We start from the raw sequence: 23,334 nt of genomic DNA, 5'->3' as shown, positions 1-23,334 counted from the left end.
AGCTTTGTGCTCCCTCTTTATTCTATTTCAATTTTTATTAAAGAGATGGCTTTGTTTCAGCCTCTAACTCAAAACCTACATTTACAGTGTTGTAAATAAAGTCATCTTTCAATTTCTCAGCAAGTGAAGCTCTTTCCTTAAAGGTCAAGCCCCATTCAGTTCTGTCGATATTGAAGCTAGCTTTGGCCTTCACCATCCCGTTTTCCATTGTCACTATCGCAGGAAATGAGATGTTTTTTGTTGTGCCACGCATGGTCAGGTTTCCTGAAATGATGTGAGTAGGATTTTCTACCATAATATCGCCCATTGATGCAGGCGTATAATCTGTTTTAGGTTCATCTAAGTCAGAAGAAACTTTAGTGGCATCAAATATTTCCGCTCCTGTCATTTCAAAAGTAGCAGTTGGGTGATTCTCAGCATCAAAAAAGTCAGCAGACATTAAATGACCTTTTAACTTGCTATTGTACTCAGAATCAGCTGGTAAGTCTAATACGACTAAGTTGGTGATGTCCATTTGGAAATTCGCTGCTACGATATCATTACCTTCTACGTTGATTACTCCTGCAGTAATTGGAATTGTGCCATTGTGTTTTCCTGCAGGCTTACTTCCAATCCAAGTTACCATGCTGTTATCTGTACGTACCATCATGGCTTCACCTGAGGCAGAAGCTACAGCCTTAGCGTCAGAAGTTTCCACTGTTTTTTCCTTAGGTCCACAGGCTACTACTAAAAGTACTGCGGCTACCATAGCAAAGGTTGATTTCAAAGTTTTCATTTAGTTTAATTAATTGTTGTTAATTGCTTTTCAAGATGTATTGGGTAATCGATTTTCTACCCATTTTGTTTATCGAAAAGCAAAACTACATCTAGAGTGGTTAAGTTCAATGTATGTACATATAATTTTATTCGATGGCAGTAATTAAGGCAGTAAAGGGCGTACAGCCTGTTTTTGGAAAGAAATGTTTTTTGGCAGACAATGCTACCGTAGTGGGCGATGTGCACATGGGCAATAATTGCAGTGTGTGGTTCAATGCGGTGGTAAGGGGTGATGTATGTCGAATAGAGATAGGAGATAATTGTAATATTCAAGATGGCACAGTGATTCACGGTACGTTGAATATGTCCAAAACCGTATTGGGTAAAAATGTAAGCATTGGCCACAATGCCATTGTGCATGGCTGTATTGTGGAAGACAATGTTCTGATTGGAATGGGTGCTATTGTAATGGACAATGCTGTAATCGGTACAGGTTCTATGATTGCTGCGGGCGCAGTGGTGTTGGCCAATACCGTGGTTGAACCCAATTCACTTTATGCTGGAACGCCCGCTAAAAAAATCAAAGAAATTGATGAGCGACTACGAATGGTGATTGATAAAACACCTGAAAACTATATTATGTATAGCGGTTGGATCGAAGATCTTCCAAAGCCATGATGATTCATTTATTCTTGTGCCTTTTTCAAAAAATAAATTACCTTGAAGTATGATTTCTCTTCCAAAAACTGGTGAATACAACCCCTTCTATCAGACTTATATTAGCCAGCTAGAAGGCCATAATGTTCTAGAGCGCATCAACGAGCAGAAAGCAGAAATGACCGCGCTTTTTAATTCCATTTCAGAAGAAAAGTCAAACACTGCTTATGCTGAAGGTAAATGGACGATTAAAGAAGTGTTGAACCACATCAATGATGTGGAACGTATTTTCACTTACCGTGCTTTGGCCATTGCCAGAGGTGACAAGCAATCACTTCCTGGAATGGACCAAGATTCATACCAAGCGGCAGCGACCAATCCGTCTCGTCCACTGACCAGCTATTTGGCCGAATTTGAAGCCATTCGGTCGGCTTCCATCCTTTTCTTTGAAAACTTAAGGGAAGATGAGACGATGAAAGAAGGGACTGCCAGTGGAAATAAAGTAACCGTTAGGGCACTTGCTGCCATGACAGTGGGACATGCAGCTCACCATATTCAAATCATCAAAGAAAGATATCTATAATGTTCATCATCGACCCAAATTTTAACTACCCCAAAGAAACAGAGTCTAGAGTATTGATCCGTTTTCAGGACTGCGATCCCTTGCGTCACTTGAATAATGCGAAATACTTTGATTATTTTTTCAATGCCCGAGAAGATCAAGTGCCGAAAATTTACGGAGTAGAAATGCGGGAAATTATCAAGTCGTTTGATGCCGTTTGGGTAGTGTATAATCATCATATTGCCTATATAAAACCCGCGAATATGGCTGAGTGGGTACGTATAGTGAGCAGGGTGATTTGGTACAACAAAAACACCTTGGTAGTGGAGTATTGTATGTTTGATGATTCGAAAAGTTATTTAAAAACCATGATGTGGACCACCTTTAAGTATGTTGGTATGGATACCAGTAGAACGGTAGAACACTCAGAAGAAGTAGAGGCTTATTTGAAGGCTATATTGTATCCTGGGGTTGAATATCACTCGGCAAAATTTGACGAACGTGTCTATCAAGTTAAAAATGAGACCCGCTCGATCTTTTGATTTATCGAAATAGAAGATTATCTTATTAAAGATTCGAACGGGCTACTATCTTGCCACCTCAAAAAATGATAGTTAATATATTTGTATTGTAACCATGGAAAATCAAGGGTTTGACGCCAAAGAAATCGAAGAAATTAAAGCCAAAATTAAGGCATCGGGAAAATCATATACTGTGATCGAATCAGAAGATAATTCTGATGATTACATGAACTTTAATTTTGTTGGAGACTTTGACGGTAAAGAAGTAGTGTATGATGTAGCACTTTATACTTTGAAGATTCAACACGCCAGCGAAATTTATGAATTGGCTGAACACGAAGCCGCCAAGAAATTCCCTGAGTACAAAGCCATTGCCTACGATGAAGACGAAAATGGAGATATTGCTCCATTGGGTGATTTAGAAGAAGAAATTGGGCTTTACATGGCCGAAGTGATGGAAGAGCTAGAAGAGGAAGATGCTGTAAAGGTTCAAGAGCATATTGATATTGACGAGAACATCGACTTTGGTGTAGGACTGGATGTTGGGTTGAATGTGGAAAAAATCACTCCTGAAGTGATTGAGAAATTTATTAAAGATTTTACCAACGACACATTAGCGCTTGATCCAACTTACTTCTCTTTCCAAATGGATGAGGACGATGAAGATGACGAAGAATAAGTATTGATTAATTTCAAGATAGGAAATCCCTAACGGTCGCCAGTTCGACTTTTAGGGATTTTTCTTTTTACCATCTTTGATGCAAACAATTACCTTTAATAATAGCTTTTTGTTTTTATGTTGAAAATAGCTTGGAAAGACCTTTATGCTCATGTATTGCCCAATAACCATCGCTTTCCGATGGAGAAATACAACTTGCTGCCCGAACAGCTTTTGTATGAAGGCACCATTTCCGAGCGTAATTTTTTCACCCCTGAGTTATTGAGTGAAACGGCCATACTACGAACCCATAATCCTGATTATTGGAATAAGTTGAATACACTTTCCTTATCTAGAAAAGAAGAACGAAAAACGGGTTTTCCACTTTCAGCAGCTTTGGTGGAGAGAGAGCGTGTAATTATGCAGGGCTCGGTAATGGCCGCGCGTCTTGCGGTTGAAAATGGAATTGCTATGAATATGGCTGGTGGTACACATCATTCGTTTACCGACAGGGGAGAGGGTTTTTGTTTGCTCAACGATATTGCCATTGCCGCGCATGATTTGCTCGACAACGGATTGGCGACTCAAGTGTTAGTGGTGGATTTAGATGTACATCAAGGGAATGGAACTGCCCAAATATTTGAGAACGAACCAAGAGTTTTTACTTTCAGTATGCACGGAGCCGCCAATTACCCACTACACAAAGAAAAATCTGATTTAGATGTAGGGCTTAAAGATGGTACTGACGACAATACTTATTTAAGTCTATTAGATGCCAACCTAAAAGCCTTAATCGACACGGTTCAACCTGATTTTGTATTCTTTCAGTGCGGAGTAGACGTTTTAGCGACAGACAAGCTGGGGCGCTTAGGAATGACCTTGCAAGGTTGCAAGCAGCGCGATAGGATCGTTTTAGAAACCTGCAAGCAAAACGACATTCCTATTATGGCTTGCATGGGGGGAGGTTATTCAGAAAAGGTAAACCATATTGTTGAGGCCCATGCCAATACCTTTCGGCTCGCTCAAGAGATTTTTTTTAGGTAAAGGACAAAGTCCTTGATTAATTGTGGTCATAGGTTCATAGAGCCTACAACAGCAGTTAAGTTGCTTATTGAAGGCTAGTTGTTGAATAACATCTACTAGGACGCAAGAGCACAGGATTTTAGTTCTTTACAATTCTAAATCCAAAATGGTTGTTTCCTCTGTTTTCAAAGTCACTGGCTCTTTCATAAGTCAATAAAGTTGCCTTATGATAGTTCCAAGAACCCCCACGTCTCACTCTTTTTGAATCTGTTCCAGGAACAGTGTTAACTGGATCCGTAGCATCAGCATAAAATGAACTACTGTAATAATCTTGACACCATTCCCAAACATTGCCACCCATATCATATAAACCATAAGGGTTAGCAGGGTAAGAGCCAACTGCTAATGAATGCCCATTTGGATTATAAACCCCTGGGCTATCACCATTGTAATTGGCTTTTGATGAAGACAGTGTTCCATCATCAGTCGGGAAATCTAATTGCTGTCCGCCTCTTGCAGCATATTCCCATTGAGCTTCAGAAGGCAAACTTACATCATAGTATTGCGCAAATGCATCTGCTCCATACCATTTCACCCAATTTACTGGCCAATTTCCTTTTGTAGCGTCTAATAACTCAAAAGTGCTGCTTGAGCTATTAAATGAGATCCAACTTTTATTGTCAATGTGTTCAGATTCTCCACCACTTGTACATCCGCCTGTTTCTCCTAATTGTAAGAATATCTGACCAGTGTTTGGGGCATCACCTGCTCCAACAATCATGTTTTCAGTATGTGTTCCACAAGGGTCAGAAGTTGACTGTGAAGAAACGGTAATCCAACCATCGATGTATGCGTTGTTTAAAAAGTCGATGTATTGTTGGTTGGTGATTTCCTTCTCTGATATTTGAAACTTTGTCAATGTGACGCTTATAGAGGGAGCATCTCCAGTCGTGGAACCACCCATGGTGAAACTTCCTGCTGGAATATCTTTTAGAATAATGCTGGTGGGTAGTTCTTGGTCACTTGTAATTGGTTCTTCCTTTGTTGGGCCATCATCGTTGCTACACGAAAATGTGAGTAACATTAAGCAAAATGCAATTGCGGAATTCGATTTGATACTCATTACTTCTTATTTTTTTATTCGAGAGAGGTTTAATTTTTAAGATAGTTGTTTTTAAGTTGACGCCAAAGATTGTGATTTCACTTCAGTGCTTCACGCACCGTTCAATATGACTGACTTTATATACTTAAGGAATAAAGCAACCTTAACTCTTACTTCTTCTTAGTATTTCGGTAGAAGTAATTAATGCCTTCTGAATTGCTTTCGATAATGTCCAATCTTTTGTCATTATTTAGATCGGCAAGAATGATATCATAAGTTGATTGTTTTTCATTTCTGAGCATGATTTCCGTCCAAGAAAGTCCATTTTTGAAATTGAGGAAGACTTTGTTCGGCTCACCAGAATTGGCCACCACAATATCAGTAGTTCCGTTTCCGTCTATATCCCCAAAATCTAAGGAATAGGAACTGTCAGCACTATCATCAAACGCTATTTTTCTGTTGAAATCCATCCGTCCGTCTCCAAAATAGATCACATTTGGTTCGCCAATATTGGCTGTGATAATGTCCAGGTAACCATCATTGTCAATATCAATTACGCCTACCGATCTCGTTTCATCTTTCCCGCTACCAAAAGGATTTTTTTCAGAGAAGTTTAACTTTCCATCATTTAAATAGATGAAGTTTTGCTGTCCATCTCTATTGGCTAATATCAAATCTTTATGGCCATCTTTATTGATGTCTGCAACGTCTACATCAATTGTAGAGTCATCTTTTGAGCCAAATTTCAGGGTTTCGGTAAACTCTCCTTTGCCATTGTTAAGGCATATTTCATTTACTTTTCCTCGGTTGGTGATGAGGATATCAATGTCTCCGTCCGAATCAATATCAGTGGTTCTTAAATTTCGGGTTGGCGAATAAGGGTCCCCAAAATGGCCTAACTTCAGAAAATTACCGGTTCCATCATTCAAATAAATAGTGTTTGGCGCCATGTCATTACCCACCGCGATATCCAAATCTCCATCACCGTCAAAATCAGCTAACTCAGTGGCGTAGCTGGTTTCTTCAATGTTATCGAGTAGTCTTGATACTGTGAATATTCCAAATCCGTTGTTGAAGAACACCTTGTTGGCTTGAGGCCAATGCCTACCATTGGCCACTACTAAATCTATATCACCATCATTATCGATGTCTCCAGCGCTTATTGAAGCAGACCTGTCTTTGTCTATCCCTAGCACCAACCTAGTACTTGTAACAAATTCAATCTCTTGTCCAATTACTAAACTCGGAATTGATAGGCAGAAAAATAGTATTAAGTACTTCATGGTGATTTATCGGTTGTTACGAGGTGTAATGAAATAAAAAAGTGTCAATGTATCGCTAATAAGACTAGCTAAACTTAGGGTTAAAGCTAGAAATAAAATCGACTTCTAGTGGCTAGTTATGAAGAACACCAACAAGGGTGGGAGGTAATTGGTCAGACCAATGAGTGCCAGAGGTAAACCGTAAAAAAAACGGTTGGTGTTGCTGCTGTAATCCATAGGCCACGGTTTAAATCTTGGGCTATGGATAAGGATTTTCTTTGGGAATGGATTAAACCATTATGGAGCGAAGGTTTATTCGCTTCGTCATTGTGCCCTACGCAAAGCCAGCTGAGTAGCGTAAAGTTATATCCTTATCACGTCCTTTCAGGAATTCTATAACGATATGGTTCTTTTACGAAGGGTTGCACCCTTCGTTTTGCTATTGAGCCCATTCAGGGCTAGTAGAAGCTGAATATTTGTGCAAAAGCAAAGCCCTATCGGGGCGGCCTCTTCGTAGCACAATGAAATATACACCGCACATTAAGCCCCAGCGGGGCGACCCATAGCGATTGTGTTGTTTGCATTCCAGTTTTATGAATGGAAAATTAGGTCAAGGACAGAGTCCTTGTTTAATAGCTGGTCACAGGTTCTGCCGATGGCAGATAAATCGGAGAACCTGCGACAGTGATTATTCGCCTCGTCATTGCGAACCTGCTTAGGTTTATCGAAGCGTCATTGCGAGAAATGAAACCTGTGCGAACAAGGTTTCATGACGCGGCAATCTGTCTGTTCTGTGCTTTTGAGGTTGAGAGGCTAGAGATTGCTTCGTTACAAACCTTCACTATCGTAAGGTTTGTTTCTCGCAATGACACTCCGATTGGAGGTTCAAAGTACCTTATCAGACAAACGCCTCAGTAACTTCTTTTGGGATTCGGGTGGGTTTTAGGCTGTTGGCATCTATCATACACCACCATGAACTGGACTGCATGAGCAGGTCGCCTGTGGTGGCATTGAACATACGCACGAGACGGTTGCTTTTTACTCCCGTGTGTTCGTGTACATGGGTTTTAATCTGGATTTGATCGCCTAAAAATGCAGGTTTCTTGTATTCAATAAAGTGATTAATGGCCACCCATTTGTATTGTTCTAGCCATATGGCTTTTGCTGCTTGTGTCCAATGGGCTTCAGACACATCTTGTACCCACTGCAAATAGCGCACGTTATTTACGTGCTGCATAGCGTCTAAATCGGCAGCAGTTACTTTAAAGGTAGATTCATAAATAGCGGGCATGGTGGGTATTTATAGTACTAGATTCTCAAATAAGCGCTGGGCAGTTTTCTCTAAATCATCTGATAAACCTGCATGGGTTTTAGACACCTGAAGGGCTGAACTCCGGGTGGAAGTTAACCAACGGAAACGCTCGGTAATGTCGAGCTTCGCTATAGGACCGCACTCTTTATTACCCAAAGCTACTTTTTCGAAACTCTGCAAATTCAACCGAATTTGATCAATGTCCAGTTCGTCTGAAAGCAATGCAATTTTTGATTCATTAATCGTCCAAAGCACTTTAATGAATTTCGCTCTTTTGCTAAATACAGCCACCCCCACATTCAGAAACTCTTCACGTTCCAAAACAGGGACCACCCGAATCATCGCATATTCATATAAGTGCTGCTCTTGCATCTTGGGCTTGTTTGGTGAAAATGTCGGAATGCTGTAAACGCGTAATCAAAAACTGGGCATAGGCTTCTCTCAATGCTTCAGGGCTTTCATCGGTGTCAGGCCATTCGAGCCAAGAATCGGGAATTAAGGCCACAATGGTCTGTAATTTCTCAGGCGTCAGCAGCGTTTTGAAGGCCTCATTGGTTTCTTTTAGCAAAGAAGCTTGTGCCAGCAGTACATGTTCTTTCACAAAAGGAAAAGGCGATTTGGCGCGCTCCTCAAGGTGCATCCAGGCATGGTGAAATGATAGGGAAGAACCATGATCGATCAGCCATAATTCTTTATTGAACATCAGCATATTGGTGTTCTTCACGGTGCGGTCGATGTTCGAAATAAAGGAATCGAGCCACACCACTTTCGAAGCAGTTTCTGCATCAATTTGTGTAACCACCGGATCAAAGGTAATAGCGCCCGACAAAAAGTGAAGTGCAATATTTAGGCCTTGGCTTCCTTTCAATAAGTCTTGTACTTCTTCGTCTCCTTCGGTACGACCAAAGGCTTCATCCAAATTTGCGAAGACCAATTCCGGAACTCTTAAACCGAGTTCACGGGCAATTTCTCCACCAATCAATTCGGCAATCAGCACTTTGGGGCCGTGGCCGTTGCCCCTGAATTTTAATACGTATTTGAAGTCATCGTCCGCTTCGGCCAAAGCGGGCAATGAGCCGCCCTCGCGTAAGGGTTGGATGTATCGGGTTACATTTACAGTTCTTAACATGGCGCGGGAAATCCCCTTTTTAAGCCTTCACTCTTGAATATTTTCGAAGGTAAACAAAAATTACTATTTGAGGATTTTTAAGGGAGTAGGAAGAGGGAAGCGTGGAGACGGAAGTGGGAAGTACGAAGTCAGAAGAAAGTGCGGCTCACCTCGGTACCATCATTGCGAACCTGCCGAATCTATTCGAAGTGAGGATGTTTACATGAAGCAATCTGAATGTCGAGTTGACTACCAGAAATTGCTTCGTCACTGCCTTTCGCTCTCGTGAAGTTTGCTTCTCGCAACGCTTGAGCTGTAGCTTTCACCGGTGGCCGTAGCCTTTCATAAAGGCTTCAGCGAAGGCACAATGACGGCTAATTAACAGCTCTTCATCACTTCATTTACCCTGAATTTCACAATCCGCTCAATCAATACCAAGGGCATGGGCTGAGTAAGCGGAAATTGAACAGACCCTTTGCCTTGCTTGTACTGTGAGAGCTCCTCTGCAAAAGCTGAGTGACCAGTAGGCGTAGCATAAAAACCAATGTGCTTCTTGTAGGCCGCAAAATGCACCAAGCCTTTTCCGTTTAACTTAAAAGTAGGAATGCCATAGCTTATGCATTCTGCCGCGGTGGGTGCTGCCATTTGAATGGTCTTTCTGATCTCGGCAAGCACATTTTGAACTTCTAGCGGAAAGCCTAAAATATACTGACCTATTTCGGGTGATTGGTTCATTTTATTTGTCTTAATGAGGTGATGTAATCCCAAGTATTGCCAAAGGGTCAGTTTTGATTCAGCTTATGCCTTTTCACCACAATTAAACATCCACTGTACACCAAATTTATCGGTGCAGCTTCCGTAATAATCACCCCAGAACATGTCTTGTAAATCTTGAGTTATAGTTCCACCATTTGAAAGCGCATCGAAAAGTTTTTTTGTTTCTACTCTGGTGTCGGGCTGAAGGTTAATGTAGCTATTGTTGCCAAAGTTTACCTTGAAGCCCATGCTTTCAGGTGCGTCTGTTCCCATTAAGGTGTGGCATCCTAAAATGCGGAGTTCAACATGCATTACAAGATTTTTGTCATCTTCGGCCATAGGAGGCATCCCTTCTTGCGCTGGAATATCGCCAAAGCGCATAATGCCGTCACCAAAGAACTCTCCGCCAAATACAGATTTGTAATAGTTAAATGCTTTCTCGGTATTGCGAGAAAAATTGAGGTAAGTGCTAACTGCTGCCATAATTTTGAGTTTGGTTTTAATTTGTTTTAAAATGTAAGTTATTTTCTTCCAACGCGGTGTTTAACAGCGTGATGGCCTTTGGCCCCATACCGTGAAGCGTTGATATTTCTTTTTCGGTGTATTGTGAAAGTTGCTTTAAGTTCGAAATGTCTTTTGATTCTAAAGCCCTTCTTGCAGGAGCGCTAATGAGTGAAAGGAAACCAGTTTTTGGCTTTCTTTCTGCCTCACAAATTGGGCAAGTTGGGCAGTCACTGCTTTTGTAATATTGATGCCCCTGAGGACATGTTTTTAAATGCTTCTTTTGTTCCATTGTCATTTGCATTTATAAAAGCGAAGCTTCACCGTTCATTTCATTTACCAACTTAATAATGGATTGGGTGTCGATCATAGTTTGCTTTGTTTCGATACGAAGAATTTTATCACAATCCTCTAAATCGAAGTTGGCCATATAGTTTGGAAACACTTCACTGATTTGGAGAAGCACTTTTTCAGCTTGTCGGTCGGTGTCGATATTTGTAGCAAAAACTTCGATCATAACTAATTTGCTGTTAGCGGTTTAACCTCTAATTTCAGGATTCAATTTATGATAATGAAGATAATAAAGCACTAAGACAATCGTAAATATTAAAGCATCCACTAACATTAAGCATTATCATAGGCTGCTTGCAATGTGGCCATGTCTATTTTCTTCATTTTCATTAAAGCGGCAAACATTCTTTTGAAGCCTTCACGGTCTTCACCCTGCATTTTGTTAATCAAATTAGAAGGTACAATCTGCCAAGAAACACCAAATTGATCCTGTAGCCAGCCACATGGCAATTGCTCGCCATTTTCACCGATAAGTTTGGCCGATAATTCATCAATTTCGTCTTGGTCTTTGCAATTTACAAACAGAGAAAAGCCTTGACTGAAACTGAAAGAGGGCCCCGCATTCAGCACCATAAAGCGCTGTCCTGCTAGTTCAATTGTAGCAGTCATGAGCTTACCTTTCAGTTCAGGATATTCGTCACCGTAATATGACTTATGACTTACTTTACTGTCTTTAAAAAGACTGATATATAAATCCATGGCTTCTTCGGCCTTGTCGTTGAATGTGAGAAAAGTGGTGATTTTTTGTTCTGCTGTATTCTTCATGATGTTGAATTAATTGTTTTTAAAATGAAAGAGCCAGTGTTTACCAAACTGGTCGGTGAGGCTGCCTAATAAAGCACCTGAAAATGTTTGTGCTATAGGTTGGAAAGTCTTACCATTTTGGGCGAGTTTTTTATAGTAAGCATGAACCTCTTCTAGCGTATTGCATTCTACCCAAATCGAAACTGAATTACCTTGAGTTAAGCTTTGCTCTCCAACCATGTCCGTTCCGAACAATGTAAAATGGTCAGTTGAAATGGAGGCTTGGAGAATGTAGTGTCGCATTTCAGGGCTCAACTTGTTCCCGAGAGGCGAGTCACCAATGGTTTGCAGCTGAATTTCACCTCCGAAACAGGCATGATAGAAAGTCATTGCCGCGTGGCAATTGCCATTAAAGGTGAGGTATGGAAGCAATTGACTCACTTTTGGTCAACTTCTTTTTCCTTTGATATAGGCATACATCGCCATGGCGTGTCCGTGACCCAAGTCAAATTCTTCTTTCAACCAATTGATGATTTCTGTGGCTTTTACACCTTTTTTGAGCTCACCGTTTTCGGTGAAATCTTTGACTTCAGCCAAAGCTTTAAAGTCTTCTGGCGTTTTATCTGTTTTAGTTTGAATGTTATCTAAGTAAGCTTGAAATGACATTTCTCTAAACTTTATGGTTACTTATTCTTTTCAGCATAGCTTTTGAAGTTGTTTAAAATTGCTTGCCATCCATCACGTTGCATTTCTACAGGGTTTTCGCTTTCTACATCGAATATTTCTATGATTTCAGTAACGCCTTCTTTTTCTTCGAAAGTGATTTTCACCATTCTGCCATCTTCCATGGTGTAAACAATCAGTTTATGCTTGATTACTTCATCATAAACTCCGCCAAAATCGAAACCAAAACTACCGTCTTTGGCTTCCATTCTTGTTGAAAATTTACCGCCTGTTCTTAGGTCGTTTTCAGCGCTCGGTGCATGCCAATCATCTGAAGCCATACACCATTGCGTAATGTGTTCTGGTGCTCCCCAGAAATTCCAGACTTTATCAATGGGCGCATTAACCGTTGCATTAATTGTGATTTTTTCCATGTGCTTGTTATTTAGGTTCTCGATAGATTACATTACAAATATCTGGATTCATTTGTATATACGGATGGGTGAATGCGACACTTTATAGGGTTGATTCCGCCAAACTTTTGATTTACATTTAGGTATGAAAACCGTTTCCATATTTGTTCCGGAGTCGTCTGTAATGGAGGCTGTGGCTGATCCTCGTTATATGTTTACTGCTGCTAATCAATTTTTGCAAGCGGCAGGTAAAGCGCCCCTTTTCAATGTGCAATTGGTGGCATTAACGAAAGAAGTAAGGCTTCACGGAGGCGTATTTTCCGTTCATGCCGACAAGTTGATTGGAGAGGTGAAACAAACGGACCTGATCATTATCCCTGCGCTTTTTGGTGATATGAACAATGCCGTAGCGGTAAACCAGGCTGCCATTCCATGGATTATTGAACAACATGACAATGGTGCAGAGGTGGCTTCGCTTTGCGTTGGGGCATTTCTATTGGCTTCCACAGGTTTGTTGAAAGACAAAAAGTGCTCTACCCATTGGGCTTATTATAATGAGTTTCGAGAAACTTTTCCAGATGTCGAAATTATGGATGGGAGCATTATTACGGAAGAGAAAGGAATCTATTCGAGTGGAGGAGCTAATTCTTATTGGAACCTACTGCTTTATATTCTTGAAAAATACACCGACCGTGACACGGCCATTCTAGCCTCCAAATATTTTGCGATAGACATCGACAGAAGCAGTCAATCTTCCTTTGCTATTTTCAATGGACAGAAGGGTCATAATGATGAAGCGGTGAAACTGGCGCAGCAGTATTTAGAAGAGAATTTTCAAGAGAAAGTATCCGTAGATCAAGTGGCTGAGCATGTTGCCGTGAGCCGAAGAAGTTTTGAGCGGAGGTTTAAGCAAGCCACGGGGAATACGGTGCTAGAATACCTACAACGGATCAAAATTGAGGCCGCCAAACGTAGTTTTGAATCGAGTCGAAAGAACATCAATGAAGTGATGTTCGATGTAGGTTATACCGATACCAAAGCCTTCCGCAATGTGTTTAAGAAAATCACAGGACTCACACCGATTGAGTACCGAAACAAATATGCTAAGGTGGAAGTGACTGTTTAGTTATTAATAGGTAAAGAATATTGACAGGCTTGTTGGTGAAAACACCAACAAGGGCGAAAAGAATAATGATACGCTTGTCGGTGAAGAACACCTGTAAGGGCGAAATTTACACAGTGTTTGAAGATTGAAAAAATATTAAAATGAACCTCTTGAAAGAAGAAAAGAAATTCTGGCAGCGACATTTCCGCATTGAAAAGGTGGAAGACATTCCGCATAAGTGGAGTGGTTATAAATCAATAGATTCTGAAAATGATGATGACTTTTTTTACTTTTTTACTTTACGCGTTTCATCCATAATGGAGATTCATTTGAAGGATACCTTGGTTACAGATGGGGGCGTCAAGTACATCTCTAAGCTCAAGGACTTGGAAATTCTCTATCTAAGGAATCATAGTAAAATCACTAAAGCAAGTATTCCGTTTTTCAATGAAATGGCGTCTTTACAAAGCTTAAACATCACAAAAACAGAAATCTCTTTATTCGATATATGTGACAGTTTGGACAACCAGAGTCTCAAAGAAGTGTTTTTAGATTCAGAAGAGGATGAAGAAAGCATTATTGAAAAAGGAATCATCTTGAAAGAACGCATGCCAGACTGTAGCGTTTATCTGAATACCAGTTTCGCGACTGATGTTTTTGAAAACCCAATCAAGCCTATTTTTTGAGTTTTGGTTATTCCCTTAAACTATCCTGATCACCACATTTCCTTTTTTGTGCCCTTGGTCTACATAACGATGCGCCTCGGCTATGTTGCTAAAAGTATAGGTCTTATCGATCACAGGTTTTATACTGCCTTCTTCTAAAAGTGACCTGAGTAGATGAAGGTCTTTGGTTCTTTCTACTGGCGGACGTAAGCCTGTGGCGGCAATCAGGGCTTTCTTTTTACCAAACAGCGCTGTAATGAGCACATGGCCAAAAACATTCAGGCCGATTCCCGCTTCCAAAAACCGTCCTTCTTTGGTAAGGGAGTTCTTAGCCTTTGAGAAGGTCGTTTTGCCAACGGCATCAAAAATGATGTCGTATTGTTGGCCATTTTTCGTGAAATCCTCTTTTTTGTAGTCAATTACATGGTCGGCACCCAATGAACTGACCAGCTCAAGGTTCGTGCTGCTACATACTCCTGTAACGTCCGCACCATAATATTTGGCTACTTGAATTGCAGAACTTCCCACACTACCCGAAGCGCCATAAATCAGTACTTTCTGACCTTGCTTGATTTTCCCTGTATCACGAAGAAAGGGTAGGGCGGTTAAGAAACCATCGCATGTCGAAGCTGATTCTTCGTAATTCAAATTAGAAGGCAAGGGCACAATTACCGCATCTTCTGGAAGGGTGATGTATTCTGCATTGGCACCGAAATTAGGGCCAGCAGTTCCAAAAATTCGATCACCTTTTTTAAAAAGGGTCACTGCTTTTCCCGTTTCTATTATCTCTCCCGCGAGTTCTTCGCCCAAGGTTTTGATTTTCGGTTTTGTCAAACCCGTAAAAAGCCTTGAGAAATAGGGTTTACCTTGGCGGAAAGTGGCTTCCGTGGCCGTAACCGTAGTGGCAAATACCTTCACCAAAATCTCATTGTCTTTTGGTGTAGGTATTTCTCTTTCTAGGATCTGCAGAACCTCAGGTGACCCATAAGTGTGATATTCAATCGCTTTCATGAATCAAAGTTGGGTATAATTCAAAGCCTGATCGTTCTGATTTCTAAATCCGAACCTATTTCTTGGTTAGTTCTTTCCAGTATTCCTTGGGGGTTTGCCCAGTGATTTTCTTAAAGAAGGTGTTGAAAACGGTTTTAGAGTTGAAGCCGCTGTCATAAGCCAAGGCTAAAATGGTGAGGTGCCGTTGACTTGCATCGGCTACCTTTTCTTTGAAGTGCTGCACCCGATAACCATTGATGAATTCGCTAAAATTTTTATTTAAACTTTCATTGAGCAACCAAGAAAGCTGGTTCGGGTTGATCTCTATTTGTTCTGCCAAAGCCCTTAAGGATAGATTTGGATCTAGAAATGGCTTTTCTTCTTCTATGTATTTCAGTAGTCGATTTGAGTAATCTAAAGCCGTATCTTGATCTAAAAGTTCTTTCTTCTTTTTGACTTTTTTAACCTCGGGTACTTCGTGAAATATTGCCTTTTGAAATTCAGGATATCGAGGATCAGTCTTAATAGCGTTGACTAAAGGATCGACAAAATGTAGGTGGAGCAAAGGCGAGTTGTTTTCCATGGCTTCTCTGATCCACTCAAAGGCTTTGTCATTTTCTCCAGTGGCAGCGTAGAGCATGAATAGATAGGATTGCGCATGGTAATTCTCGATGTTCTGCGCAAATTCTAACAAACGATGTTTAAGCTTTTCACTATTGACTACATCATTTTTAAGTGCATAAGCGATGGCTTGTACTCCAATTTTATCTCCTTCGATTACAATGTCGGATGGAATGGTGTCGAAATGATTGATGGCCTCGTCTAGACGGTTTTGTTTGATGAGGCAATAGCTTTTAACGGTGCTTGCAGGAATATTTTTTGGGTTATGTTTTAGACATTGATCCATCACATCAATGGCCTGCTCATAATTCTCTGTGATGTAATTATAGTAGCCCTTGTAGAAAAGTGTTTCTTGAGACAGCGGGTCTATTTCTAGGGCTTTGTTTAGGTGAACAAACCCAAGGTCTCTCTTTCCTGCAATTAAATACAGAAAGGACATGAACTGCTGTGCCTCTACATAATTGGGTTGAATTTCTAAAGCTTTGATCGTTAGCCTCACCGCCTCTTTGTAATTGATGGCAGTGAAAAAGGCGAGATTGGCCAGTTGATAATACACCCCTGCATGTTGATCGTTCAGGGTATGCGCCTTATGGGTGAGTTGAGAAGCCTTTTGCCAAGCTTCGGCATGATCCATAAAACCTGTGGTGGCCAGAAAACCATAGCAGTCGGCTAAACCTAAATAAGATTCTACATGTTTGTCATCCAATTCAAGGGCCTTGTCATAAAGTGAAATAGCCGTATGCATGTCATTTGGGTTCCATTTATTGAAATGGAACCGGGCTTTGAGGGAGTATTCATAAGCGTCAAGGCTCTCGGTTTGTTTGGTTACTAAGTGTTCTTGAATTTCGAAATGGCCGAATTGCTCTCTTAATTTATCCGCAATCAAAAGACTTATTTCATCCTGAATTTCGAATACATTTTCGAGCTGACGGTCCCAGGTTTCTGACCAAAAGTGATAATCCTCAGCTACATCAATCAGCTGTGCGGTAATTCGAATGGCCTTGCCTGATAGGCGAATACTGCCTTCTAGAATAATACCGACATTCAACTCTTTCCCAATTTGTGAAATGGGGATGTTCTTGTTTTTGAAATAGAACGAAGAAGTTCTTGACGTAACTTTTAGGCCTTTTATCTTCGCCAAGGCATTGATGATTTCTTCGGTCATCCCATCGGTAAAGTATTCGTTTTCTGGTTCGCTACTGAAGTTGGCAAAGGGCAAAACGGCAATCGTTTTCAAATGCTTTTTCTGCTTTCCTTTGAGGTCTGAAGGAGAGAGCGTTTTAATACCCTCATTGTTTATGCCAAATACCTCAACTGGTTCTGTGATGTTTTTAAGTTCAAAATGGCCCAGCGAAAAGGTTGAGATATGAGGATGGTTTTTAAGTTCAGCGTTCAGCTGTCCTGAAATCAAAATGGCTCCAGCAACGCCCATACTTTCAATTCTGGAAGCAAAATTGACCCCGTCACCATATATTTCTAAGCCATCAAAAACGATGTCGCCAATATGAAGCCCTATCCGAAGGGGAATACCGTACTCAATGCCAAGCATTCTTTGTATAGCGATGGCGCACTCAACAGCTTCTACTCCGCTTTGAAAAGCACTTAAGGTGCCATCACCAAAGTATTGAATGATGTCACCATTATGTTCTTGGTGTTTGTTTTGAAAAACCTCACGGTGACGCGTCCTCACTGCAGCAGCTGATTTTTCATCCTTCTGCATCAAGGCAGTGTAGCCCACAATGTCGGTAAACATAATGGCTGCCAACCTGCGGTTCTTTTGACTTTTCATGAGGAAACGGTTTTATTCATTTTCTTCTGAAAGTGCGCATTGATGAACGCTTGAAAAATGAAAATGGTGATAAAAAAGAACCGGGCTACCCACGGAAAGAAGAAACCAAGAATGGCTGCAATTGCCCATACGGCAAAGGAATTGAAAGCACGCCAACTTTCCCATTGTCCGGTAACTGGGTCAATGCCTTGTGTGGCTATTTCTTTTTTCACCACGTAACGTACAATTAGGTAATTGAAGAGACCAATGGCTGCTAGGTTAAAGCTGTAAAAAATAAATGGCCCTAGGAGGTCGAATCCATTCACGTAAAATGAAGTAGAGAAGGGCATAAGCACCACAAAAAGCAATAGAAAAATATTGAGCCATAAGAGCTTTTTATCAAAGTCGACTACATAACTCATGATGCGCAGGTGGGCAATCCAATACACCGCAGTGACTAAAAAGCTCACCAAAAGACCGATGAAGTTTGGGATTAGACCAGCCAGAATACCCCAAGTGCCTTTTTCGGCTACAGCTTCATAAGTGGGAATGGCCACCTCTAAAACCAGTAATGTCATCGCGATAGAAAATACTGCGTCTATAAAACTGATAATTCGGCCTCTTTCGAATGGTGTTCTGGTCATTGATGCTTTGGCTTAAAGCTAAAAATAGTAAGAATTACTTAAAGGTAGGAGGTGATATTAGCGCTTAAGGTTATTTATGCGGTTACAAACGATCATCTATTGGGTCGCACTTAAGGAGCTTGGTATTATTAGCTGTATATGTGCATTACAAACAGGCCATCCCTACGTGATTTATTTTGGTCTTTCATAATGACATGGTTTTCAGTTCCTTCTCTGCCGCTCAGGATGAAAAGGAGCGTGCATACAACTTCCATTCGCTAAAACCGAAAATGCTTGTTTTCTTTCCTTGAGGAACGAAAGGTCTTAAAACTTCCAATCCCAGGTGTAGAAAGTGTTGGTATATTCAAGAAGCAAGTCTGAATTGTTTCAGAATACTATTAATTCACCCTTTACTTCTCAGTAATAAATGCCCTGATGTCCTTGGCCAGTTTTTCGAAATCGGGTTGATGGTTGTACATCATATGGCCACCTTCATAATAGGTTAATTTTACGCGATCCATCGGAATGGCATTTCGAGAGAAGGTGAATTCTGCATCGAAAAATGGTGTAATCATGTCGTAATAACCACATGCCACTAATACTTTCATTCCTTCATTTCTGCGCATGGCATTGGCCAATCTGCGGGAGGTTTTTACGTACATCGGTTCGCCACCAGAACCCCAATCCCAGCCGCTCAACCTTCCGCTAGAAAGGTAAGGCCTGTCCATTGTGATTTGTAAATCATTGGTGAAATAGTGGTTCAAGGCTGCGGTATAGGCTGCGGAAACCTTATAGCTAGAGGCGTCACCCAATTCTGGAGAGTCGGCAGTGTCATCTGGATCATCGCCATAATAACGAGCGTCAAGTGTACCTAAAGCTACGCCTTGGTCTCTTAAAAGTTCTTTCTTAAAGCGGCCTGTCAATACGCGGTTGTTGGCTCTTTTTATGAAATTAATGTCGATGCCGTAGAAATATGCAAGCTTTTGAGCAATGGCATCCTTTTCTTGACTTGAGATTAGATCGCCTTTGTAGAGTGCAGATACATATTGGTTATAAGCGAAATCCCGGGCTTCTTCAACAAAGGCTTCGAGCGTTTTGCCCTGGCCCGCTTTTTTGTGGTACCAAGCTGTTGCCGCCATGGTAGGCATGTAAGTAACGTAAGAAGTAATGTTGTCCTCAATGGAAGTTGAACCCTCATAATCCAAAGCCTGAGAAATCAAGATCAAACCATTCAAAGCCAAGGCTTGTCCGTTACCTTCCAGTGCCTGCGAAACCGCTGCTGCTCTGGTGGTTCCGAAGCTTTCACCCGCAATATATTTAGGCGACATCCATCGGTTGTTCTCTGTTACCCACTGACGAATAAAAGTAGCTACCGATTGAGCATCTTGGTTCAAACCCCAATATTCATCCCCTTTTCCATTGCCAATCATTTGGCTATAACCTGTACCAATCGGGTCGATAAATACCAAGTCAGTAATGTCTAATAGGCCAAATTTATTTTCTTCAATAGGGTAGGGAGCACCACCATCATCTTCTACGGCATCACTATCTACACGTACCACTTTTGGGCCAAAGAAGCCCATGTGAAGCCACATCGAAGCAGAACCAGGGCCTCCGTTAAAAACGAAAGTAACAGGACGCGTGCTTTGCTCAATACTGCCCGATTTGGTGTAGGCTACCGACCACATGGAACCAGTGGGTTCGTTCTTTGAATTGGTCAATTGCATTTCGCTGCCCGTGGCGGTGTAGGCTATCTTTTTACCACCAAAAATACCTTCGTGCTCGGTTGTAAATTTCTTTGGTTCAGGTATTTCTGGGCTTTTTTGTTCTTGGCCGTAAAAGTTAAATGTCGAACAAAGAAGATAGGTGAGGATGAGGTAGGTTGATTTGAAGCGTTTCATAAGTAATGATTGTTGCATTTGGTTGGCTGAATTTAAAGAATTCTAGCGAAGAAGGGGAATGGTATTTATTGGTGCTCTCTTTTAGCTATTTTTTCTTAAAAGGGAATTGTTGGCCGCCTTGCTTGAGCGTGAAAGTGGTGTAGTCTACAGCATCTTCTGTTCCACCAAAAAGAATTACAATGGCTGCTTGATCAAACCTAAACTCTCTATTGCTGTAGGGGGTAAGTGGAAATGCACCTTGCCCAGTGGCTTGTGCGGTTATTTTTCCACCTTCCGCATTGATCACCATTTGGATGGGTAGGGCATCGGATGAAAATAAGCCGGCATATTTTTTTAAGCTTTCTGCACTGATCTCAATGGGCTTTTGATCAAAGTTAGGTAGGTCGAAATCCTTATTGTAATAAATGCTCAGTACTCCGACCAAAATATCATTGAAAGTAATGGTCAACCCATTGGTCAAAACAGAAATACTGACATCGTCTGCTTCAAAATGGTAGGCGCTGGATTCAAAATTGTCGATTTTACCGTTATGGCCAAAAGCACTTTTGTTATAAAAAGGAACGGAGAACAGACCATGGCCTAAACCATTTTTGATCTCTTTCATTTTTGCTAATGATGTAGCGGAAACCAGTTTGTTGTTGAAGAGGGCATAGGTAAACTCGTTCAAATCATTTGGGGTAGAAATAATGGCGCCTGCCGAAAAAGGAATGCTCATATCTGATTTGAATGGAAAATTAGTCCACTTTCCGTTTTGAAAATTCATTGAATTGGCTTCGTTTTTTTCAGTTTCAATGTTGTCGCCATAAGCCGTGTTTTGCAAGCCAAGCTTATCAATGATTCTTGTGTTCAAATGGGCTTCATAGCTTATTCCGGTTGCTTTTTCAATAATTAAGCCCAAGAGGATATAGCCGCTATTGGAGTAGGAAGTTTGAGTGCCAGGCTCAAAATCAGAAACTTGGTCTTTTATAATGTTAAGCAATTCTTCCTTGGATTTCTTCTGAGTCATGATGTTCATGAATGAAGGAGCATCTGTAAGGTTGAAAATACCGCTTTGATGGTTTAAGAGTTGTGCTATAGTGATTTTTTCAGCATTTTTGATGTCAGGAAAAAACCGGCTCACTTTTGTGTCTAAACTTAGTTTTCCTTCCTCTATCAATTGGAAAACGATTACCGCAGTGAAGGTTTTGGTGATAGATCCAATTCTAAACTTGGTGTTTGAATCAATCTTCTGCTGAGTCTTATCTGAAAGAAAACCAGCATAGCCTTCATAGACGGGTTTGTTCGATTTAGAAATGGAAACAGCCAAGCTAGCTTTGTTGTTTTTCTGAAGTGAATTGATGTAGCTGTCTAACTTTTGTTTGTCAAAATCTTGGGCAGATGCAATGGAGTAACTGAATAGGAGGGCAATGAAAAGCAGTTTCTTCATGATTTTTATTTTAAAGGTATAAAATAAAAATAGCCTGTAATTGGTCTCCAAAGTTTTATCGATTGATAAATGGAGCCAGTTACAGGCTAAATGGGTTTAAGGAAGGTTAAATCCTTATATTTTTTCGGTTAGGTTAAAAACCCGAAGCGGCATCGTCACCACGAGGGTCGGCTCCAGCTTCTAGCTTACCATTTGGCATTACCAAAATGGCATCTACACGGCCAATTCCTCCTGTGGTTCTGAATTTATGTCCTTTGGCCTCTAATGCTTGAATTACTTCTGCACTCAAACCATCGCGCTCATAAGTAACTTGATCTGGTAACCATTGGTGATGGAAGCGAGGGGCAGCTACCGCTTCTTGCATTCCCATTCCAAAATCAGTTACGTTGATGATGGTTTGAAAAACTGAAGTAATAATGGTTGAACCCCCTGGAGTTCCGACCACCATAAAGAGCTTTCCGTCTTTCGAAACGATGGTTGGTGTCATAGAACTTAACATTCTTTTGCCGGGTTCAACGGCATTGGCTTCTCCACCAACAAGGCCATACATATTTGGCACACCCGGTTTTGCGCTAAAATCATCCATCTCATTATTCAATAGAAAACCAGCACCGCCTACAAATACCTTCGATCCCATTCCACCATTGAGTGTTGTAGTGATCGATACTGCATTCCCCATCGGGTCAACGATTGAGAAATGAGTGGTTTCCATGCTCTCATTAGGGGCAGGCTTTCCCGCACTCACCTCACTACTTGGAGTGGCTTTGCTAGGGTCATAGCTTTTCATTCGGTCTTTAATGTAATTTCCATCTTGAAGACCTTTTAATGGGACATCATAGAAATCAGGGTCGCCTAAATGTGCAGCACGATCTGCATAGGCTCTTCTTTCGGCTTCAACAATTAAATGAACGGCCTCAGTACTATGGAAATCCATATTGCTGAGTTTGTAATTCTCCATGGTTCCAAATAATTGTGCCAAAGCAATTCCTCCGCTCGAAGGGGGGGGCATTGAGATAAACTCGTAGTCACCATAAGTGCCTTGAATTGGGGTGCGCCATACTGCTTCATATTGCTCTAAATCTTCATGAGAAATGATGCCGTTGCCTCTTTTCATTTCGGCCACAATTAAATCGGCAGTTTCACCTTTATAGAAACCATCACGTCCATTGTCGCGAATTCTCTCGAATGTTTTAGCCAATTCTGGAATTTTCACCAAGTCGCCTTCTTTCCATTCTTGACCTTCTTCAGCCAAAAAGAAATCAGGCATTACGGTGTTTAATTCCATAAAGGATTTACGATTACCGTTTAAACCTGAAGCTTCTCTAGCGGTAAGTACCCAGCCTTTTGAAGCCAAGTCGATAGCGGGTTGAACCACTTCAACCCAATCCAGTTTACCATATTTTTTATGAGCTTCCACCATTCCGGCCACGGAACCTGGAACACCAGCGGCTAAATGTCCGCGAGTACTCAAACCAGAAATTACATCTCCGTTTTCGTCAAGGTACATGTCACGGCCACCTGCATTTGGAGCTTTTTCTCTATAATCTAAGGTGCTTGCAGTGCCATCAGCCATGCGCGTAACCATAAATCCACCACCACCAATATTGCCAGCGCCAGGGTAAACAACGGCCAATGCAAATTGAACTGCCACTGCGGCATCTACTGCGTTGCCACCTTTTTGCATGATTTCCTTCCCAACATTTGAGGCAATTGGATGGGCAGAAACCACCATCGCTTCTGCAGCAATTAGGCCTCTAGCTATGTTTGGATTGTCGACTGATTCTTGGTTTTGGCAGGCCACAAGGACCAGTGCCAAAACCGCTATCATTAGTTTTTTCATATGAGG

General features: G+C 41.2%; 28 protein-coding genes. 8 read left to right on the top strand and 20 right to left on the bottom strand.

Annotated elements, in window-relative coordinates; translation table 11 throughout:
* Positions 1-37: 37 nt before the first annotated feature.
* Positions 38-775 carry a YceI family protein gene (locus VOI17_RS07220; protein ID WP_323756574.1) on the bottom strand — a complete coding sequence of 246 codons (738 nt, stop codon included), beginning with the start codon at positions 773-775 and terminating at the stop codon, positions 38-40.
* A 134-nt stretch (positions 776-909) separates the two neighbouring features.
* Between VOI17_RS07220 and VOI17_RS07215 the strand changes: the two genes are divergently transcribed.
* The 5 genes from VOI17_RS07215 to VOI17_RS07195 all read left to right on the top strand — a co-directional run bounded on the left by VOI17_RS07215 (position 910) and on the right by VOI17_RS07195 (position 4,198).
* Positions 910-1,434, top strand: a complete 525-nt coding sequence (locus tag VOI17_RS07215) for a gamma carbonic anhydrase family protein (RefSeq protein ID WP_323756573.1) — start codon at positions 910-912, stop codon at positions 1,432-1,434.
* Positions 1,435-1,483: 49 nt separating this feature from the next.
* Entirely contained in the window at positions 1,484-1,996 is a 513-nt protein-coding gene (locus tag VOI17_RS07210; protein WP_323756572.1) for a DinB family protein, read from the top strand.
* Positions 1,996-2,517, top strand: a complete 522-nt coding sequence (locus VOI17_RS07205; protein WP_323756571.1) for an acyl-CoA thioesterase — start codon at positions 1,996-1,998, stop codon at positions 2,515-2,517. Before VOI17_RS07210 ends, VOI17_RS07205 begins: the two co-directional genes overlap by 1 nt.
* A 94-nt stretch (positions 2,518-2,611) precedes the next feature.
* Complete coding sequence (locus tag VOI17_RS07200; protein WP_323756570.1) at positions 2,612-3,175, top strand: hypothetical protein; 564 nt, start codon at positions 2,612-2,614, stop codon at positions 3,173-3,175.
* 117 nt (positions 3,176-3,292) lie between these two features.
* A complete protein-coding gene (locus tag VOI17_RS07195; RefSeq protein ID WP_323756569.1) occupies positions 3,293-4,198 on the top strand; it encodes a histone deacetylase in 906 nt (301 codons plus the stop codon).
* A gap of 118 nt (positions 4,199-4,316) precedes the next feature.
* Here VOI17_RS07195 and VOI17_RS07190 read toward each other — a convergent pair whose 3' ends face one another.
* The 5 genes from VOI17_RS07190 to VOI17_RS07170 form a co-directional block, all read right to left on the bottom strand.
* Positions 4,317-5,300 (bottom strand): formylglycine-generating enzyme family protein, encoded by a 984-nt coding sequence (locus tag VOI17_RS07190; protein WP_323756568.1) that lies wholly within the window; start codon positions 5,298-5,300, stop codon positions 4,317-4,319.
* Positions 5,301-5,449: 149 nt separating this feature from the next.
* Positions 5,450-6,562: a VCBS repeat-containing protein gene (locus VOI17_RS07185; protein ID WP_323756567.1), complete on the bottom strand. Its 1,113-nt coding sequence runs from the start codon at positions 6,560-6,562 to the stop codon at positions 5,450-5,452.
* An 877-nt stretch (positions 6,563-7,439) separates the two neighbouring features.
* Positions 7,440-7,832 (bottom strand): thioesterase family protein, encoded by a 393-nt coding sequence (locus VOI17_RS07180; RefSeq protein ID WP_323756566.1) that lies wholly within the window; start codon positions 7,830-7,832, stop codon positions 7,440-7,442.
* Between the two features lie 9 nt (positions 7,833-7,841).
* Complete coding sequence (locus VOI17_RS07175) at positions 7,842-8,225, bottom strand: DUF3037 domain-containing protein (protein WP_323756565.1); 384 nt, start codon at positions 8,223-8,225, stop codon at positions 7,842-7,844.
* Positions 8,203-8,982 carry a HipA family kinase gene (locus VOI17_RS07170; protein ID WP_323756564.1) on the bottom strand — a complete coding sequence of 260 codons (780 nt, stop codon included), beginning with the start codon at positions 8,980-8,982 and terminating at the stop codon, positions 8,203-8,205. Before VOI17_RS07170 ends, VOI17_RS07175 begins: the two co-directional genes overlap by 23 nt.
* 67 nt (positions 8,983-9,049) lie before the next feature.
* On the opposite strand from VOI17_RS07170, the gene VOI17_RS07165 reads away from it, so the two are divergent.
* Positions 9,050-9,250: a hypothetical protein gene (locus VOI17_RS07165; RefSeq protein ID WP_323756563.1), complete on the top strand. Its 201-nt coding sequence runs from the start codon at positions 9,050-9,052 to the stop codon at positions 9,248-9,250.
* Positions 9,251-9,339: 89 nt separating this feature from the next.
* Here VOI17_RS07165 and VOI17_RS07160 read toward each other — a convergent pair whose 3' ends face one another.
* The 8 genes from VOI17_RS07160 to VOI17_RS07125 form a co-directional block, all read right to left on the bottom strand.
* A complete protein-coding gene (locus tag VOI17_RS07160) occupies positions 9,340-9,696 on the bottom strand; it encodes an iron chaperone (protein ID WP_323756562.1) in 357 nt (118 codons plus the stop codon).
* A 63-nt stretch (positions 9,697-9,759) separates the two neighbouring features.
* A complete protein-coding gene (locus tag VOI17_RS07155; protein ID WP_323756561.1) occupies positions 9,760-10,200 on the bottom strand; it encodes a VOC family protein in 441 nt (146 codons plus the stop codon).
* A 16-nt stretch (positions 10,201-10,216) separates the two neighbouring features.
* Entirely contained in the window at positions 10,217-10,510 is a 294-nt protein-coding gene (locus VOI17_RS07150; protein WP_323756560.1) for an RNA polymerase alpha subunit C-terminal domain-containing protein, read from the bottom strand.
* 12 nt (positions 10,511-10,522) lie between these two features.
* Positions 10,523-10,735: a hypothetical protein gene (locus tag VOI17_RS07145; protein ID WP_323756559.1), complete on the bottom strand. Its 213-nt coding sequence runs from the start codon at positions 10,733-10,735 to the stop codon at positions 10,523-10,525.
* A 107-nt stretch (positions 10,736-10,842) separates the two neighbouring features.
* A complete protein-coding gene (locus VOI17_RS07140; protein WP_323756558.1) occupies positions 10,843-11,334 on the bottom strand; it encodes a VOC family protein in 492 nt (163 codons plus the stop codon).
* A gap of 9 nt (positions 11,335-11,343) precedes the next feature.
* Positions 11,344-11,745 (bottom strand): VOC family protein, encoded by a 402-nt coding sequence (locus VOI17_RS07135; RefSeq protein ID WP_323756557.1) that lies wholly within the window; start codon positions 11,743-11,745, stop codon positions 11,344-11,346.
* A gap of 15 nt (positions 11,746-11,760) precedes the next feature.
* A complete protein-coding gene (locus tag VOI17_RS07130; protein WP_323756556.1) occupies positions 11,761-11,979 on the bottom strand; it encodes a DUF4287 domain-containing protein in 219 nt (72 codons plus the stop codon).
* A gap of 17 nt (positions 11,980-11,996) precedes the next feature.
* Positions 11,997-12,410, bottom strand: coding sequence for an SRPBCC family protein (locus VOI17_RS07125; RefSeq protein ID WP_323756555.1), 414 nt, complete (start codon positions 12,408-12,410; stop codon positions 11,997-11,999).
* Between the two features lie 124 nt (positions 12,411-12,534).
* On the opposite strand from VOI17_RS07125, the gene VOI17_RS07120 reads away from it, so the two are divergent.
* Both VOI17_RS07120 and VOI17_RS07115 read left to right on the top strand, forming a co-directional pair.
* Entirely contained in the window at positions 12,535-13,515 is a 981-nt protein-coding gene (locus VOI17_RS07120) for a GlxA family transcriptional regulator (protein ID WP_323756554.1), read from the top strand.
* A 140-nt stretch (positions 13,516-13,655) separates the two neighbouring features.
* On the top strand, positions 13,656-14,180 hold the full coding sequence (locus VOI17_RS07115) for a hypothetical protein (protein WP_323756553.1): 525 nt from the start codon (positions 13,656-13,658) through the stop codon (positions 14,178-14,180).
* Positions 14,181-14,195: 15 nt separating this feature from the next.
* Here VOI17_RS07115 and VOI17_RS07110 read toward each other — a convergent pair whose 3' ends face one another.
* The 6 genes from VOI17_RS07110 to ggt all read right to left on the bottom strand — a co-directional run bounded on the left by VOI17_RS07110 (position 14,196) and on the right by ggt (position 23,328).
* Entirely contained in the window at positions 14,196-15,170 is a 975-nt protein-coding gene (locus tag VOI17_RS07110) for an NAD(P)-dependent alcohol dehydrogenase (protein WP_323756552.1), read from the bottom strand.
* 55 nt (positions 15,171-15,225) lie between these two features.
* The gene (locus VOI17_RS07105; RefSeq protein WP_323756551.1) at positions 15,226-17,559 is read right to left on the bottom strand and encodes a tetratricopeptide repeat protein; all 2,334 of its coding nucleotides are present in this window, start codon (positions 17,557-17,559) and stop codon (positions 15,226-15,228) included.
* Complete coding sequence (locus tag VOI17_RS07100) at positions 17,556-18,182, bottom strand: TMEM175 family protein (RefSeq protein ID WP_323756550.1); 627 nt, start codon at positions 18,180-18,182, stop codon at positions 17,556-17,558. Before VOI17_RS07100 ends, VOI17_RS07105 begins: the two co-directional genes overlap by 4 nt.
* Before the next feature lie 389 nt (positions 18,183-18,571).
* The gene (locus VOI17_RS07095; protein WP_323756549.1) at positions 18,572-20,062 is read right to left on the bottom strand and encodes a S10 family peptidase; all 1,491 of its coding nucleotides are present in this window, start codon (positions 20,060-20,062) and stop codon (positions 18,572-18,574) included.
* Between the two features lie 85 nt (positions 20,063-20,147).
* Positions 20,148-21,488, bottom strand: a complete 1,341-nt coding sequence (locus VOI17_RS07090) for a serine hydrolase domain-containing protein (protein WP_323756548.1) — start codon at positions 21,486-21,488, stop codon at positions 20,148-20,150.
* Positions 21,489-21,621: 133 nt separating this feature from the next.
* Positions 21,622-23,328: a gamma-glutamyltransferase gene (ggt, locus tag VOI17_RS07085; RefSeq protein WP_323756547.1), complete on the bottom strand. Its 1,707-nt coding sequence runs from the start codon at positions 23,326-23,328 to the stop codon at positions 21,622-21,624.
* Between the last annotated feature and the right edge of the window lie 6 nt (positions 23,329-23,334).

The sequence above is a fragment of the Roseivirga sp. genome, assembly GCF_034669765.1.
GTDB lineage: Bacteria > Bacteroidota > Bacteroidia > Cytophagales > Cyclobacteriaceae > Roseivirga.
The sequence above is the reverse complement of the archived record's forward strand: the minus strand, read 5'-3'. Positions and strand labels throughout refer to the sequence as shown.